This is a genomic window from Novosphingobium mathurense, from assembly GCF_900168325.1.
In the GTDB taxonomy this organism is placed as follows: Bacteria; Pseudomonadota; Alphaproteobacteria; order Sphingomonadales; family Sphingomonadaceae; genus Novosphingobium; species Novosphingobium mathurense.
Genome location: NZ_FVZE01000016.1, coordinates 15,802 through 31,528 on the forward strand (window position 1 = coordinate 15,802; position 15,727 = coordinate 31,528).

Consider the following 15,727-nt stretch of genomic DNA (forward strand, 5'->3'; position numbering starts at 1 on the left):
GTCAGTCCTTTTCTGAAATGTCGGGGGCTGCACCGCCGCCATGGCTGTCGCCGGATCTCAGGGTGTGGGCGGCGCTTGCCGCGCCCTGAGACATGGCTTGACGCTGACGCATCGACCTGGCCCAGCGGGGCGGACCTGCAGCGTTGTCCGAAGCTTTGGCTGCGGGCGTGCTGACGCCGTCGCGGCCAGTGGCGTAGGCCTCCTTCAGACTCTGCGAAGCGCGGCGCAGCGGCGAGGTGGCCGCGTGCCCGGCAGTCCTTGCGACATTGGCGAGACCACCAGACACAGCGCCGGCCCCGGTGCGGCCTGAGGCCCCACCGGCATAGGCCGCCGAGGTGGCGCCGGCCGCGCGTGCACCGCCCATGGCCGTGCCTGAAGCAGCACCTGCAGCTGCGCCGGCGGCAAGCCTTGCTCCTGCCGCGCCGCCCACCAAGGCGCCGCCTGCGGCAAGGGCGGTTCCTGCAGCAGCACCCGCCCCCAGTTGCGGTCCACCTGAAACGATGCCGTTCGCGATTCCGGGCGCAAATATCCCAAGGCCCAGCAGGGTCAGTGCGGCAAGGGCTATCGCCATGACCTGCTCGACCGTTGGTTCGGGCCCAAGCCCCGCATCGGTGAACCGGTTGAAAAGCGTCGTACCGATCCCGGTGATGACGGCCAGCGTCATCAGCTTGATCCCTGAAGAAATGACATGGCCCAGAACGCGCTCGGCCATGAACGCGGTCCGTCCGAAAAAGGCAAAGGGAACCAGCACGAAGCCGGCAAGCGCAACCAGCTTGAACTCGACGATGGTGATGAACACCTGGACCGCAAGAATGAAGAAGGCGATGACGACGATCACCCATGCCAGCAGCAGGATCGCGATCTGCACGAAGTTGGTGAACAGGCCGATCGGTCCCAGCAGGTCGGCAGTCGCATCGAGCAGGGGCTGCGCAGCGTCGAGACCGGTGCCGGCAACGTTGCCGGGCTTCATGAAACCGGCAAGGCTCATCCCGCCGCCACTGGCCTTGAGCCCGAGCGCCGCGAAGCTCCTGAACAGGATGTCTGCGAGATGCGAGAAGTTGCCGACGATCCAGGCGAACATGCCGATGTAGAGCGTCTTTTTGATAAGGCGCTGCAGCACATCCTCATCACCGCCCCATGCCCAGAACAGGGCTGCGAGGGTCACATCGATCGCAATGAGGGTAGATGACAGGAAGCCGACTTCGCTGCCGAGCAGGCCAAATCCGCTGTCGATGTAGCTGGTGAAGATGGCGAGAAAGCTGTCGATGACGCCTGTATCGTTCATGGCTGCTGGCCTCTTGTTTCCTCGCTTCCAAAGAAGCGGTTTCGCCGTTCCTCCCAGGCCGCGGAGCATGCGGCATCGGGCCGGGTAATCGTTCGGCAGCGAGCCGGGGCTTGCTTGGGCGGCTGTGAAATGGGAAGATCGGGTGCCGCCGTTTTGTGCGGGGCGGTGGTGGGCGATCGCGCTCCCAGGATCGCGATCGCCGTCACCAGACCGCCAAGAGCGGCCAGCACTGCGAGCTTGCCTGTCCGGCTCATATCATTGCCCGCGAAACCGACGGAAACGCTCGCGCCCTTCTGCTTCGGTTGCCGCATCGCGGGCCGCTTCCAGCGTCTGGGCTCTTCCTTGTGCCACAACGGCCGCCGACAGGTCGGCAAGCTGCTGTGACTGCAACGCGAGCAGCTGGTTGCCCGCCTGGGCCGCCTGCAGCGCTCCTTCCGCCGACTGGCTCGCTGTTACCAGCGTAGCGATCGAAGAACGCGCACCATCGATGTTGCCGACGACCCCGGCCTGGACGGTCAGCGCATCTTCGAATGCGGCAACGCTGTCGTTCCAGCGGGCATCGGCATTGGCGATCATTTGGATATCGCTGCCGCTTAGCGCATCGCCCTTGTAGCGATCGGCAAAGGCCTGCTGGATAGCCTGGACATTGAAGGCAACGCGCTGCGCCTGAGCCAACAGGGCCTGGGTCTGCTGCACCTGCGCATGCAAAGTTGAAAGCGTCGAGGTCGGCAGGCTTTCCAGGTTTCTCGCTTCGTTAAGAAGCGATGTTGCCTGGTTCTGGATCTGGCGGATCTGGTTGTTGATCTGCTCAAGCGAGCGCACGGCCGTCAGCACGTTCTGCGCGTAGTTGGTGGGATCGTAGACGACATCCCCGAACCCGAACAGCGCATGGGCCGGCGGGGCAGTCACGCAGCTTGCCGTTATCATGGATACGAAAGTTCCGGCCATCACGGCGCGGCGCAGGCGGGTTTGGGTCATGATGGAAGATCCAGCTGGTTTGGGGGGAGGAGATCTGCGGCCCAGGCAAGTCCACGATGGCGCAGCCATTCGCGCGCAAAGTCATTGCGCCCATGCGCCTCGACGATTTGCGTGATGCGCAGCTGGTCCGATTTCGAGGAGGCGGCTGTAAAGGCGAGAGCGATTTCACCAAGGCCGAGTTCAAACAGGCGATTGCCACCTTGCGACTGGCAATAATAGTCGCGCTTGGGTGTGGCCCGGCTCAGGATCTCGATCTGCCGGGCATTGAGCCCGAAACGCTCGTAGATGCTGGTTATCTGCGGCTCGCAGGCCCGGTCGTTGGGAAGGAAAATCCGCGTCGGACAGCTCTCGATAATGGAACTGGCGATGCCGGAACCTTCGATGTCGGCAAGGCTCTGCGTTGCAAAAACGACGCTCGCGTTCTTCTTGCGCAAGGTCTTGAGCCATTGCTTGAGCTGCGCGGCAAAGGCCGGGCTATCCAGAACCAGCCAGCCTTCATCGATCACGATGAGGGTCGGGCGTCCATCGAGCCGGCATTCGATCCGATGAAACAGATAAGAGAGGACCGCGGCTGCCGCCCCGGATCCGACAAGCCCTTCGGTCTCGAACGCCTGCATGCTGGCTTGTCCAAGGTCTTCGCTCTCGGCATCGAGCAACTGGCCGCGCGCACCGCCAAGGCACCAGGGCGCCAGAGCCGCCTTGAGCGCCTGCGATTGCAGGAGCACTGCAAGGCCGGTCATTGTCCGCTCTTCTCGGGGCGCGGAGGCCAGTGAGGTGAGCGCGCTCCAGATATGCTCGCGGGCATGCGGATCGATCTGAACGCTCTCGCCGGCCAGGATCGCCGCGAGCCAGTCGGCCGCCCACGCCCGTTCCTGCCCATCGTCGATCCGCGCCAGGGGCTGCAGGTCCACGCCTTGCGTGCCATCGTGTTGCGAGGTACCGCCCAGATCCTGCCAGTCACCGCCCATGGCAAGGGCTGCAGCGCGGATCGATCCGCCAAAGTCGAAGGCGAATATCTGGCTGTTCGCATATCGGCGAAACTGCAGCGCCATGAGGGCGAGAAGCACGGACTTGCCCGCGCCCGTCGGCCCGACGATCAGGGTATGACCGACATCGCCCGCATGAAGGGAAAACCGGAACGGGGTCGAACCTTGGGCTTTGCCGTATAGCAAGGGAGGCGCACCGAAGTGTTCGTCCCGCGCCGGCCCCGCCCAAATCGCTGACAAGGGGATCAGGTGGGCGAGGTTGAGCGTGGAGATGGGGGGTGTTCGGACATTGGCGTAGACATGGCCCGGAACACTGCCGAGCCAGGCTTCGAGGGCGTTCACGGTCTCGGTAATGACAGTGAAGTCGCGGGCCTGGATGACCTTCTCGACAAGGCGAAGCTTTTCTGCCGCTACTGCCGGATCGCGGTCCCAGACCGTAACCGTGGCCGTGACATAAGCCATGCCTGCATGGTCGGCACCCAGTTCCTGGAGCGCGAGATCGGCGTCGGCCGCCTTGTTCGATGCATCGTTGTCGAGGAGGACCGATGCCTCGTTGGTCATCACCTCCTTGAGGATGGCTGCAACCGACTTGCGTTTGGCAAACCACTGCCGGCGGATTTTCATGAGAGCCTTGGTCGCATCGGCCTTGTCGAGCATGATCGCCCGCGTTGACCAGCGGTATTCGAATCCTTGCGCATTGAGTTCATCGAGCAGGCCCGGAAAGGTGACGCTCGGAAATCCCATCACTGTCAATGTCCGCAAGTGATGCTCGCCTAACTTGGGCTCGAGGCCGCCAGCCAGCGGCTCGTCGGCGAGCAAGGCGTCCAGATGCATCGGCGTTTCCGGGACGCGCACGCACTGGCGCTTGGTGGAAATCGTGGAGTGGAGGTAGGTGAGGGTGCCTTCGTCGTCGAGCCAGGCGACTTGTGGCACAAAGCCTTCGATCAACTGGACCAACCGGTTCGTGCGGTCGGTAAAGCCCTTGAGCAGTTCTCCGGGATCGATGCCCTTGCTTTTCCGTCCTTCGTAGAGCCAGCCTTCCGCGCGAGCCGCATCTTCGGCGGGCGGCATCCAAAGCAGGGTCAGATAATAGCAGCTTTCGAAGTGCCGCCCTTCTTCTCGAAATTGTTCGCGCCGCTCCCGGTCTACCAGAGCGGAAACAGGATCGGGAAAGTCACAGTCGGGATAGGCCTGTGCCGGAATGCGCTGCGCCTCGACATAAATCGCCCACCCTGTTCCGAGGCGGCGCAGCGCATTGTTGAGCCGGGCCGTGACGGCGACGAGTTCGGCCGGTGTCGAACTGTCGAGATCTGGGCCGCGAAAGCGCAGCGTGCGCTGAAACGAGCCGTCCTTGTTGAGCACCACGCCCTGCGCCACCAGTGCAGCCCAGGGCAGAAAATCAGCAAGGCAATCACAGCGCCTGCGATATTCGGCCAGGTTCATCATGGCCGCATCCATGCCGGATAGCGAAGGTGCCGGCGGGCGACTTCGGCAAACTGGGGATCGTGCCGTGCTGCCCAGACCGAAAGGGCATGGCCGATGGCCCAGAGAGCCAGACCGGCGATCCACAGGCGCAGGCCAAGGCCAATGGCGCCAGCGAGGGTACCGTTGACAATGACCAGCGAGCGTGGTGCGCCGCCGAGCAGGATCGGCTCGGTGAGTGCCCTGTGAACAGGGGCGAAGTAGCCCGGGATCGGCTCGGCAGCTTCGGCCATTATACGAGGGCTCCGCCGCCGAAGCTGAAAAAGGAGAGGAAGAAGGAACTCGCCGCAAACGCGATCGAAAGGCCGAAAACAATCTGGATCAACCTGCGAAATCCGCCCGAAGTATCGCCGAAAGCGAGGCTGAGGCCGGTGACGATGATGATGATCACCGCGACGATCTTGGCGACCGGACCTTCAATGCTTTGGAGGATGGACTCAAGGGGCGCTTCCCACGGCATTGATGAGCCGGAAGCGTAAACGGGCGTGGACAGGGTAAGCGTGACAAGTCCGGCGGTTGCAAGAAGTGCGGTGCGCCGGGTACCGCGCTTGAAAGCATGGGTCATGGAAGGTCTCCATCAGTCTGTGAGGGATAAAGGGTGAGGCGATAATCGCCGGTTGCGGGATCAAGCCCATCTATCCGTGCGAGTTCAGCCAGACGCCGACCGTGGCCATCGCGGACCAGCACAGCAATCAGGTCGATTGTCTCTGCGATCAGCGCGCGCGGGACTGTGACGACAGCTTCCTGGATCAGCTGTTCCATGCGCCGCAGCGCACCAATGGCGCTTCCCGCATGGATCGTGCCGATGCCGCCGGGATGGCCTGTGCCCCATGCTTTGAGCAGGTCGAGCGCCTCGGGGCCGCGCACTTCCCCAATCGGAATACGATCGGGGCGCAGGCGCAGACTGGAACGCACGAGATCTGCTAGCGAAGCAACCCCATCCTTGGTGCGCAGGGAGACCATATTGGGCGCTGTGCATTGAAGCTCGCGCGTGTCTTCGATCAGAACCACGCGGTCGCCCGTCGTTGCCACTTGGGCGAGCAAGGCATTGGCAAGCGTGGTCTTGCCCGTGCCCGTTCCGCCAGCGACCAGGATGTTGCACCGATTGGCGACGGCTCGCCGCATCGTCTCGGCCTGTTCCCGGGTCATGATGGCAGCATTGCAATAGTCGCCGAGCGTGAAGACACTGACGGCGGGTTTGCGGATGGCAAAGATCGGTGCGATGACTACCGGCGGCAGCAAGCCTTCGAAGCGTTCGCCGGTCTCGGGAAGTTCGGCAGAAACCCGGGGGTTTTGATCATGAACGTCAACGCCGACATGATGGGCAACAAGGCGAATGATCCGCTCGCCATCGGAAGGCGTGAGTGACAGGCCGCTATCGCTGACGCCTTCGCCCAAACGCTCGACCCAGAGGCGGCCATCGGGATTGAGCATGATTTCGATAACTGCGGGATCGCACAGCCATTGTGCAATCGCATTGCCCATCGCCGTGCGCAGCATACGCGCACTGCGCGATCCAGTTTCTCCTCGGATTTGCTGTGCAGCCATGGCAACCCCCATCCAGGTGTCAGGCAAAGGGCCTGATCTGCGATCGGGGTGATTAAAAGACGCAGAATTCCGGGAAATTCAACAAGGATAAGCAACTGGAGTACGCTGGCGAACAGAAACAGCTGATAGCGTAAGTCGGCCCAGGATCCCGACAGGGCAATTGACCGTTTTAATAAAACGAGTCGCCCCCATTCAGCGAATTCGCCCAGGCTTTGAGGGTACGATACAATTGGGCATCATGGATTGCTTCGCGGGAGACCGGCATCCAGCCGAGCTGCAACTTGTGCTATTCAATAGGGAAAAGGGGACCATCGGCCCGTAGTTTCATCTGCACAGGCCTCTTACAGCCACCTGCAGTAAATCGTACGTCTGTGAGGGTCCTCGGCGCTGACTCAATCAGCGCATCAAGCGCCGATGCTCCTTAACGGCCGGTTTGGCTGGCTACCTTTTGTCAGCCTTGCCCTTCAGCTAACCATGATTCGGCGCGTTCGCGCTGGACGTCGTGGCCGAATGTCGTGAATGCGGACACGGTGTGGAAGAAGGCGCGGCCATAGGGGGCGGTGGTGTCTATGCCTTCGCACAGGGACTGGAATTCGACCTGTCGTTCGCCAAGCTCCTGTAGCTCGGACACAAGGGTTATCAAAGAGCGCGACAGGCGATCGAGACGCCAGACGATGATTTCGTCGCCGGGATGCGCGTACGCGCACATCTCCATGTAGGCGGGCTTGATCACGGCCGAACCGGAAATGCCGTGATCTTCCCAGATCCGCACGGCGCCAGCTGCGCGCAGGGCTTCGAGCTGGACGGTCAGGCTGTCTTCGCCTGTGCTGGTGCGCGCGTAGCCCAATTTCATGGCATGGAACTCCCGGGACCTGTTGCTGGCTCAGGCCGATGCAGGTCTTATCGTGCTTACCGGCAAATGCGGAGTGCGGGGAGCCTTACTGCGCTTTCTTGATCTGGCGGATGTTGCTGCCGAACATGCGGTCCCAGAAAATCGCGGTGATCGCGTAGTTGCCTTCTTCGTCGACATGGTGGTGTCGCATGTGGTGGCGCTTGAGGGCCATGCCGATGCGGCCGCGCATGGGCCATTGGTGGCAGGCGTAGTGCACCACGTCGTAGCCGACATAGCCGATGATGAAGCCGAGGAAGAGCCAGGTCCCGGCCATACCGAGCAGGGCCACGCAAGTCGCCCAGACGGTTGCGCTGATCGGCAGGCTCACCAGCGGCGGCATCAGGTTGCGCAGCGGGTCGTTGGGAGAAATATGGTGGTTGCCATGGACTGCGAAGACCAGCCATTTGACGGGCGCGGCATCGGAATCCCAGTGGAACAGGAAGCGGTGCATGGCGTATTCGAAAAGCGACCAGACCAGCAGGCCGAGCGCGAACAGGAGCGCGCCGTAGGCTACGCTTGCCGTGCCCCATCCCGTCCATGCGATGATCGGCAGCGCGATGCTCCAGACCAGAAAGAAGCCGCGCGGCGAGATGAGAGTCAGCTTCTCAAGCTGCCGGTTCTCGAACAGCTGTACGCGCTGAGGACTGGTTCGAGGATCATTCATCAGACGTCTTTCTCGACAGCAATGGGGCTGCGTTGTCAACAGTATATGCTGCAAGGCAGCATAATTCTTGCTTAATCCGTAGTGCAAAAACCGGTGCTGGCGTAAGTTAGAAAAGATTCATTAAATTCCTGTGCTTGTCGAACAAGAGAGATGGCCGTGCCTTTTCCACCAGATCCTGTCGAGACGGCCTCAAGGCGCGAAATGCGACGCATTCTTGTCACAGGTGCGTCTGGCGGATTGGGCCGTGCGATCGTTGCCCATTACGCGCGGCCGGGCGTTGAACTGCTGCTTTGGGGCCGCGACCGGGATCGGCTCGAGGCGACCGCGGCACTCTGCCGCTCTGCGGGAGCCATCGCAAAGGTGCGCTCGCTGGATCTGAGCATGGAAGAGGCTGCGGTAGCTGCATTGATGGCCGAAGACGCGGAGGACGCGATCGACATGGCCATCTTCGCCTCTGGCCTCGGGGACATACGGGCGCAAGGCGCGCTTGTGGAAGATCCCGCGCTGGTCGTCCGGCTTGGCAAAGTCAATTTCGTGGCGCCCGCGGCGATGGCGGCAGCGCTGGCCGATGCGATGGCACGACGTGGGGAGGGCCGCATCGTACTGATCGGCTCGGCGGCGGCATTCCACGCGCTGCCTTTCGCTGCCGCCTATGCCGGTACGAAGGCCGGCCTTGCACGCTTCGCCGAAGCCTTGCGCCTCGCCGTGCGCGGCCATGGCGTGGGTGTCACACTGGTCTCCCCCGGGTTCATCGATACCGCTTCCGGGCGCAAGGTGCCGGGCCCCAAGCCGATGATCTTCTCGCCCGAGAAGGCCGCGGCGATCATCGCGCGAGCTGCGGAGCGCAAGCAGGCGCATGTCATCACGCCGCGCATGTTTGCGATGCTGCGTTTGTTCGACCGGTTGCTGCCCGCGTTCCTGCGCGACAGGTTGCTGGCCTCGCTCACGCCTCCGCAGCGCTAGGCGGGCCCGTGAGGGTTTCCAGCACCGCGTGGTGCAGCTGGGCTGGGGTCAGATCGATCGGTTTGGCGGTGCCGCGCAGCGGCTGTCCGGTCGAGTCCAGACGGACGATGACATAGGGGGTGTGTCGCGCGCCGCCCGGGGCTGTAACCCCGGGGATGCTCGGGCGATGATCGCCGAAGAAGACAAGCGTGGCCGGTCGTTGCAAGGCTGCGAGTTCGTCCATCAGCCGTTGCAGCATCGCATCGCTGTTGCGCACGAGGCGTAGGTAGCTCTCGGTCAGCGCGCCCGGACCGGTGACCTGCTCGGGCGCCCAGGGGCCATGGTTCTCGATGGTTACGGCATAAAGCATGGTCGGAGCGACAAGGTCGCGGGCCAGCCTTGCGATTTCGTCTGCGATCGCTGCGTCGGTAACGTAGCGGCCTTCGTTCGCCTGCGGCGGGGCGAAGCGATCCTGACCCACCAGCTCAGCGAACCCGCCGGCGGGCATGATCCGGTCGCGTCCGTAAAAGCGCATGTCGTGCGGGTGGAGGAACAGGCTCTGCCAGCCCGCTGCCTTGAGCCGGTTGGGAAGGGCGTAGCTGTGCTCGCCCAAGGCGGTCAGGAATGGATCGTAGCGGCGAAAACCGAGAGCTTCTTCGTCACGCCCGAACAGCACGCCATATTCGGTGCGCATCGTATAGGCGCCAAAGCCGCTGACGTGCAGGCAACCCGATTGCCATGCATGCGCGCGCGCAGCATCGAGACCGGGCAGGGTGAGGCCGGGATCGCCGAAGAGTTCGGCGGGATCGGCGAAGGATTCGCACTGGATGATCACGGCCAGTTCCGCCTCTTGCGGTGCGCGAAGGGCCGGAGAGGGGGGCTGTGCGTACGGATGGGGCTGCGGATCGCGGCTTTCGCGCCAGCGCAACCAGTAGAGCAGCAGCACCGGCAGCAGCCCGTGACGCTGCACGTCCTCGTGGGCATCGGGATGCGGGGCAAGGGCGCGCGGCGGCCTGACGCGCAGGAAGAGAAAGAGTGCGGCAAGGCTCCCCATCATGATGCCCAGCCCTGCCAGGTGGACCGGCAGGTCAGGCACGAAGAGCAGAGCCAGCACGGCCAGCAGCACTGCGCCGCCGATGCTCGCCAGGACTCTCTGCCACAGGCTCACGGCCGAGAGATAGAATTGCGGATGGCGAAAGATCGCGCCGATCAGGGCCAGGTCAGAGAACAGCAGCGGTTCGCCCAGCATCGCGTTCTTGGCGTTCGAGGCGACCGCCAGCAAGGCCATGATAGCCAGCGCCATCGCTACGGAAACCGCGGCATTCCCGCATAGAGCCAGGAACAGGCCGAAGATCGCCAAAGCCATGAGCGATTGCAGGGCAAGGCCCGCGAAACTCCGCAAGGGGCCGCGTCCGGATTTTCCGGGACGTGGACGGACTGCAGCATCGAGGAGAATGGATCCGGCCAGCAGAACTGCAACGGTCAGCATGCGATCTACCTGGTACCTCGCCGGACTGCAGGTCTGGTCATTTCCATTGCGGCTCCAGTGCAGGGAGCGGCCTCATAACGTGGGACTGTGTTCCTGTCATTATTCGGCGGACATACAATCGATGACTTTTACAGCAGAGGTTGTCGAGCATGATTTGGCAGACTAACGGACGAATGAACTCATTGGGCAATGAGCTTAGGTAGATGCAAGCGGCGACAAATATCTTTCCCGAAAAATCCGCGACGGAGTGCGCCTTTTGAAACTCGAGGCTGTAACTCCCGCGCCGGATGCCTCCGGCGGGGTCTATGTGACGGGCAAGGGTTCCCGCCGCCGCAACGTTTTGCTTCTGCAAGGCCTGATGGGGCCGCTCTTTCGTCGCCTTGGCCAGGGTCTGATTGCCGCCGGGCACGGTGTGCACAAGGTCAACTTCAATGGCGGCGACCGCCTGTTCTGGCGGCTCCCAGGCGGGATAGACTATCGCGGTTCGCTGGAGGACTGGCCTGCCGAGTTCCAGCGCCTGCTTGGCGAACTGGCCATCACCGACGTCATGCTCTTCGGCGATTGCCGCGATCACCACATGGGGGCGACGCGGGTGTGCCGGGAACTGGGCATACCGGTCCACGTCTTCGAGGAAGGTTATGTCCGGCCCGACTGGGTGACACTGGAACTGGGCGGGGTCAACGGCCATTCCAGCCTGCCGCGCGATCCGGCCTGGTACCGTGAAACCGCTGCCAAGCTCCCGCCGGTGCCGCCGCATGCGCAAGTGCCCTCCTCCTTCCGCCGCCGCGCAACGGAGGGCCTGCTCTACAATGCCGCCGACGTCTTCACGCGCTGGCACTATCCGCACTGGGACAACCATCGCCCCTGGCACCCTCTGGTCGAAGGCATGGGTTGGTGGCGCAAACTGCGCCGCCGCAAGGAGCGCGAGGCGCAAGCGGCGACGCTGCTCGAGCGGATGAAGGCTTCCACGGATCCCTATTTCCTGTTCCCCCTGCAGCTCGATTCCGATGCCCAGATCCGCCTGCATTCGCCGTTTGCAGGCATTGCCGATGCGCTCAAGCTGGTGCTCGGCTCCTTCGCCGCCCATGCACCTGCCGGCATGCGCCTGGTCGTCAAAGAGCATCCGCTCGACAACGGCGTGCGCAACTGGGAGCAGGAAACAGCCGACATGGCCGCACGCTTCGGCATTGCCGATCGCGTCGATTACCTGGCCTGGGGCGACATCGTCCCGGTCGCCGGCGATGCGCAAGGGATGGTGACGATCAACAGCACGAGCGGCACACTGGGACTGGCCATGGGCGTGCCGGTGGTAGCCTTAGGCCATGCTGTCTACGACATTCCCGAGATCACGTACCAGGGCGGCCTGGACGCCTTCTGGCAGAACCCCCTTGCTCCCGATGCCGAGACCTTTGAAGCCTTCCGCCGCGTCCTGATCGAACGCTGCCTGATACCCGGCGGTTTCTTCTCAGAAGAGGCACTGGACAAGGTCGTTCGCCACGCGATCGCTCGGATTGAAGGACGGCCGCTGCTGCCAGAGTAAGGCCTGTTCACAGCGTGTCGTGCCCCCGAAGATGCGTTACGGCGTTCGATTTGGTTTCCCTTTAAAGTGCCCCAAACGCAAATGGCGACGCGAGCTTCTGCCCGCGCCGCCATCGCTGGAGTATCCTTGGAAAGGCTTACTTGAAGCGTACGCCGATGCCGCCCATTACGCGGTGGCGGGCGGAGTGGCCGTGGTAGTCCGAGAAGACGTACTGAACGTTGGCGTAGATCGGGGTCGAGCCCTTGACGATGTCGTACTCGACGCCGCCACCGACCTGATAGCCGTCGGCGCGGTAGTGATCGTAGACGAGCTGGTTGCCGTCGGCATCGTCGATGCGGCGGCGCTGTTCGCCGTTGACGTAACCGGCCTTGCCGAAGATCAGCAGGTCGGGCGTGGCGAGGTAACCGGCGCGCACGGCGGCGCCCCATTCCTCGAACGCCTTGTGGCAGATGCTATTGGTGTCGGGCAGGGTGGTGCAGTTCTCGGCCCAGCCCTCGGCGCGCCAGTAGCTGCCTTCGGCGCCGATGACGAAACGGTCACCCATGGTGCCGTCGAAGCCGACCGTGGCGCCATAGCCGAAATTGGTGTCGTGGTTGCCTTCGGACTGGAAGCGATCGCCACCAAAGTTGCCTTCGACGCGGATGCCGCGGAATGTGGTGCCGCCGCCGGTCTCTGCCGAAGCCTCGTCGACCGACTGCGCGATGGCAGGCTGGGCCAGGACAAGCACGGCGGCCGCGCCGAGCGAGGAAACGAATGTCTTGATCATGTAGTTTTCCCTGATGTCATTTCTGTCGTGAACACCGGGCATAACTACGAAGCATATTGAAAGTTCCAGATTATTTTATGAGATTCCCGATATTTATGATTAACCGAAATTAACCGGACGCGTGAAATCAGTCCCGATCCGACAGAATCCGGAGATCCAATGAACCTTCTCGAACATGCCTTCTGGGCACTGGTGATCCAGACTGCGGTGGGGCTTCTCACCCGCAACTGGTGGGCCGGCGCGGCGCTCGCCTGCGGCTATTTCCTCGGTCGCGAAATGGCTCAGGCCGAGTACCGCTGGATCGAGCAATTCGGCGGGGGCCTGCGCGCCAACATGCCCTGGTGGGGCGCCTTCGATGGGCGCGTCTGGCCCAAGGCAGACCAGTTCGCCGACTGGATCGGACCGATCGTCTCGACCTGCGCACTTGCGGTGCTGATGGGGCGAAGGCGAAGGGAGGATTGATGCCTATTCGGGTCGCGCCCCGGCTCTGAACTTGGCCACCATGTCGCGGATCGTCAGAGAGGTATCCACCGTCGTATAGACCCGCATTGGTCTCCCGCCCGGGTTATCCTCATAGTGCCCGTCCACGGTGAGACGCGGCGTGGCCATGAGCCTGTACTGGCTCGACGCGGAATCGGGCTGGATCGGCGTCATCAGCGCGGTCAGCGTCACCAGCGGGCTGTCGCCAAGCACATAAACCTCGCTGGACGGCCTCGAGGGGAATCCCGGAATTTTCGCCAGCGCCGCTTCCATGTTATCGAGATCCCGCTTGAGATAGCGGGCCAGTGGGCTCGTCATCGCCAGTTCGTTGAGCTCGGCCATGGAGTACATCACCTGGCGATAGACGTCGCGCGGTACCTGCCAGATCTCGATATCGGACTCGTTGAAGATGATCTGGGCGGCCAGGGCATCGACGGCGAAGTTGAATTCGGCTTCGTCGGGACCGGGAGGCGGATAGGCAAGCCCGGGATGTTCGCGTCCGCCGATCCAGACGAGTTTCAGGCGGCGGCCGATCTTCGGTTCGGCAAGCCAGGCGAGGGCGAGCTCGGTGAGGCTGGCCCCTGCTGCGAAGAACAGCGGCACCTCGGTGTCCTCGCGCATCGCTTCGCGCACGATGGCAGCGCTGGCCGGGCTGGGCTTCCAGTCGGACCGCGATGCGATCGGCAGTTCCGCCCCCGCAACGACCGGGGGCTTCTGCGCAAGCTGCATGACCTCCATCAGCTCCTGCGCCTTGGCGGCACCGGCTGCGGCCGAAGCTGGTCCGCCGAATTTGACGGGCAAGTGCGAGGAGACGAGCAGCGGGATAATGACCGAGGGACTTAGCAGGTGATGAGCCAGCTGGAACAGGCCGTCGGGATCGCCGGCAAAGTCGTTGTCGAGGATCACGCGCGCCATCGCCCGCTTGCCGGACGCCATCGCAAGCCCGCCGCTTCCCATGGCTGCCAGAAGCGCACCGGTGGATCCGATGAAGACCCTGCGGTTCAGGTGCAATGACACGGCGTTCCTCTCATTTGTTCTCCGAGCGGGGAAGGATAACGCCGAGGCTTCGTCGGAGAAATTAGAAAGGTTCGGTTTCCCATAACTTTAGCTAATGGCCGAGCCGGGCTGCTACACGGCGCGAGGTCTTGTGCCCCGGCATCCGTCGGCCGTTGTCGGCCACGACCAGGATATTGGCTGGTAGGGCAAGCGGTTGGGCCTGGACGAGATCCATGTCTGACAGGTGCCGCGGGGGGCACTCGGTCTATGGTCTGGGGCTATGCCTTAACATGCCCTGGTGATGGGACTTCAATTCCCGAGTCTGGCCCAACGCAGACAAATTTGCCGAGTGGATCGGGCCGATCATTTCTTGTGTGCTAGCATTAGTGATGCAGCGACGGTGAAGCGAAGATTGGGCTATGTCCACCTAGCTCATGAGGTTCAAGGTGAGGTCTGATCGGCCGCAAGCATCGACACCGATTAGCTCTTCTAGCATATTTTGGTTGCATGCACGCTGACATTTTAGCTTGCGCACTCGGCGAGAGAATACGAAAGTTCTGGGATGTTTTGCAACCTACGGGCTCCTCAGCTTTCATTTACGTATTCGAGATCGTCTATGGCGTGGTCTCATGGATAAGCAGCTCAATAATGCTGTAGCGCAAGCAATGCGTGAGAGCGCGCGGAAGGCGATTCTTCCCCGCTTTAGGCTAGGAGAAGCCATTGCAGCTGATTGGAAATCTGCTGGTGAGGCTGTGACAGTTGCGGATCGAGAGAGCGAAGCAATCTTATCCAACAAACTGGGTCGATTACTACCCGGCGTGAACATTGTTGGTGAAGAAGCTGCACACGATAATCCAGAGATATTGTCGCATTTGTCGCGCGGGGACTGTTGGATCATCGATCCCCTCGATGGCACAGGAAATTTTGCCGCAGGGAAGATTCCCTTCGGAGTATTAGTTGCCTTGGTGCAAGATGGTCTGCCCGTGGGTGGGTGGATCCTTGATCCGCTGACTGATCGTTTTTGCGCAGCACAGGCAAATTGTGGTGCGACGATTAACGATGAAATTTTCCATGTGCGCTCGCCGCAGAGATCTCGACCACAAGTAGCAGTAACGCAACTGTTTGCCGACATCGAGATGCGGACTGAGCTTTTCGCGAATCTCCAGAACAAGTTTGACATGCTCGATAGCCCTCGGTGCGCTGCGGACCAATATCCGCGGATAGCGTTAGGAGAGAACGATGTGACATTGTTCACTCGCACGATTGCCTGGGACCATGCTGCGGGGGTGCTTTTTTTAAATGAGGCCGGGGGACGGGCAGCCCGACCTGACGGTAGCCCTTATCGATGTGAGGATGCGCATGCTGGCCTTATTGCGGCGACATGCTCGATCTTGTGGGAAGACATTGCCGGGAACTTAGTAAAAGCGGGAATAAATCTGAAAGGTGCGGCACAAGATTTGTAAGTATAATGCTTGTTTAATCGGTATTTCGTCTCAATATCCGAGGCAATTCTACCTTGGTCTAGAAGTGCAGCGGCCTGTGCGCAGGCTTTGTAGCCGATCTACGATTGTATTGGAAATTGTCTAATACCAAGGAGCGCTGAGGCTGACTCACGCCAGGGATTCCCAAGAAGGTGAAAATCTGATTCGATGTTGCAAGCACATGGAGGCTTGCGATGG

General features: G+C 62.0%; 16 protein-coding genes. 4 read left to right on the forward strand and 12 right to left on the reverse strand.

Going from position 1 to position 15,727, the window contains the following annotated elements; genetic code table 11:
- Position 1: 1 nt before the first annotated feature.
- The 9 genes from trbL to B5483_RS21695 all read right to left on the reverse strand — a co-directional run bounded on the left by trbL (position 2) and on the right by B5483_RS21695 (position 7,835).
- Entirely contained in the window at positions 2 to 1,285 is a 1,284-nt protein-coding gene (gene trbL / locus B5483_RS21655) for a P-type conjugative transfer protein TrbL (protein ID WP_079731983.1), read from the reverse strand.
- Positions 1,282 to 1,596 (reverse strand): putative entry exclusion protein TrbK-alt, encoded by a 315-nt coding sequence (trbK-alt, locus tag B5483_RS21660; protein ID WP_342743703.1) that lies wholly within the window; start codon positions 1,594 to 1,596, stop codon positions 1,282 to 1,284. The genes trbL and trbK-alt overlap by 4 nt, the downstream gene beginning before the upstream one ends.
- A complete protein-coding gene (gene trbJ, locus B5483_RS21665; RefSeq protein ID WP_079731985.1) occupies positions 1,541 to 2,263 on the reverse strand; it encodes a P-type conjugative transfer protein TrbJ in 723 nt (240 codons plus the stop codon). The genes trbK-alt and trbJ overlap by 56 nt, the downstream gene beginning before the upstream one ends.
- Positions 2,260 to 4,695, reverse strand: coding sequence for a conjugal transfer protein TrbE (trbE, locus tag B5483_RS21670; protein WP_079731996.1), 2,436 nt, complete (start codon positions 4,693 to 4,695; stop codon positions 2,260 to 2,262). The genes trbJ and trbE overlap by 4 nt, the downstream gene beginning before the upstream one ends.
- Positions 4,692 to 4,964, reverse strand: coding sequence for a VirB3 family type IV secretion system protein (locus tag B5483_RS21675; protein WP_079731986.1), 273 nt, complete (start codon positions 4,962 to 4,964; stop codon positions 4,692 to 4,694). Before B5483_RS21675 ends, trbE begins: the two co-directional genes overlap by 4 nt.
- Positions 4,964 to 5,296, reverse strand: coding sequence for a TrbC/VirB2 family type IV secretion system protein (locus B5483_RS21680; RefSeq protein ID WP_079731987.1), 333 nt, complete (start codon positions 5,294 to 5,296; stop codon positions 4,964 to 4,966). Before B5483_RS21680 ends, B5483_RS21675 begins: the two co-directional genes overlap by 1 nt.
- Complete coding sequence (trbB, locus tag B5483_RS21685) at positions 5,293 to 6,279, reverse strand: P-type conjugative transfer ATPase TrbB (protein ID WP_079731997.1); 987 nt, start codon at positions 6,277 to 6,279, stop codon at positions 5,293 to 5,295. Before trbB ends, B5483_RS21680 begins: the two co-directional genes overlap by 4 nt.
- Before the next feature lie 451 nt (positions 6,280 to 6,730).
- Entirely contained in the window at positions 6,731 to 7,132 is a 402-nt protein-coding gene (locus B5483_RS21690) for a recombinase family protein (protein ID WP_079731988.1), read from the reverse strand.
- An 85-nt stretch (positions 7,133 to 7,217) separates the two neighbouring features.
- Positions 7,218 to 7,835 carry a sterol desaturase family protein gene (locus B5483_RS21695; RefSeq protein ID WP_079731989.1) on the reverse strand — a complete coding sequence of 206 codons (618 nt, stop codon included), beginning with the start codon at positions 7,833 to 7,835 and terminating at the stop codon, positions 7,218 to 7,220.
- 201 nt (positions 7,836 to 8,036) lie between these two features.
- On the opposite strand from B5483_RS21695, the gene B5483_RS21700 reads away from it, so the two are divergent.
- Positions 8,037 to 8,798, forward strand: a complete 762-nt coding sequence (locus B5483_RS21700; protein ID WP_079731990.1) for an SDR family NAD(P)-dependent oxidoreductase — start codon at positions 8,037 to 8,039, stop codon at positions 8,796 to 8,798.
- On the opposite strand, the gene B5483_RS21705 is transcribed toward B5483_RS21700, so the two are convergent.
- A complete protein-coding gene (locus B5483_RS21705; protein ID WP_079731991.1) occupies positions 8,779 to 10,266 on the reverse strand; it encodes an LTA synthase family protein in 1,488 nt (495 codons plus the stop codon). The two genes, B5483_RS21700 and B5483_RS21705, sit on opposite strands and share 20 nt — an antisense overlap.
- A 358-nt stretch (positions 10,267 to 10,624) precedes the next feature.
- Here B5483_RS21705 and B5483_RS21710 point away from each other — a divergent pair, with 358 nt between their 5' ends.
- Complete coding sequence (locus tag B5483_RS21710; protein WP_079731998.1) at positions 10,625 to 11,806, forward strand: capsule biosynthesis protein; 1,182 nt, start codon at positions 10,625 to 10,627, stop codon at positions 11,804 to 11,806.
- Between the two features lie 136 nt (positions 11,807 to 11,942).
- Here the strand turns inward: B5483_RS21710 and B5483_RS21715 are convergent, their stop codons facing one another.
- On the reverse strand, positions 11,943 to 12,572 hold the full coding sequence (locus B5483_RS21715) for an outer membrane protein (RefSeq protein WP_079731999.1): 630 nt from the start codon (positions 12,570 to 12,572) through the stop codon (positions 11,943 to 11,945).
- 159 nt (positions 12,573 to 12,731) lie between these two features.
- Here B5483_RS21715 and B5483_RS21720 point away from each other — a divergent pair, with 159 nt between their 5' ends.
- The gene (locus B5483_RS21720) at positions 12,732 to 13,034 is read left to right on the forward strand and encodes a hypothetical protein (RefSeq protein WP_079731992.1); all 303 of its coding nucleotides are present in this window, start codon (positions 12,732 to 12,734) and stop codon (positions 13,032 to 13,034) included.
- 3 nt (positions 13,035 to 13,037) lie between these two features.
- Here B5483_RS21720 and B5483_RS21725 read toward each other — a convergent pair whose 3' ends face one another.
- Positions 13,038 to 14,069 carry a nucleoside hydrolase gene (locus tag B5483_RS21725; protein ID WP_245829529.1) on the reverse strand — a complete coding sequence of 344 codons (1,032 nt, stop codon included), beginning with the start codon at positions 14,067 to 14,069 and terminating at the stop codon, positions 13,038 to 13,040.
- Between the two features lie 608 nt (positions 14,070 to 14,677).
- Between B5483_RS21725 and B5483_RS21730 the strand changes: the two genes are divergently transcribed.
- Complete coding sequence (locus B5483_RS21730; protein WP_079731994.1) at positions 14,678 to 15,511, forward strand: inositol monophosphatase family protein; 834 nt, start codon at positions 14,678 to 14,680, stop codon at positions 15,509 to 15,511.
- Positions 15,512 to 15,727 lie beyond the last annotated feature (216 nt).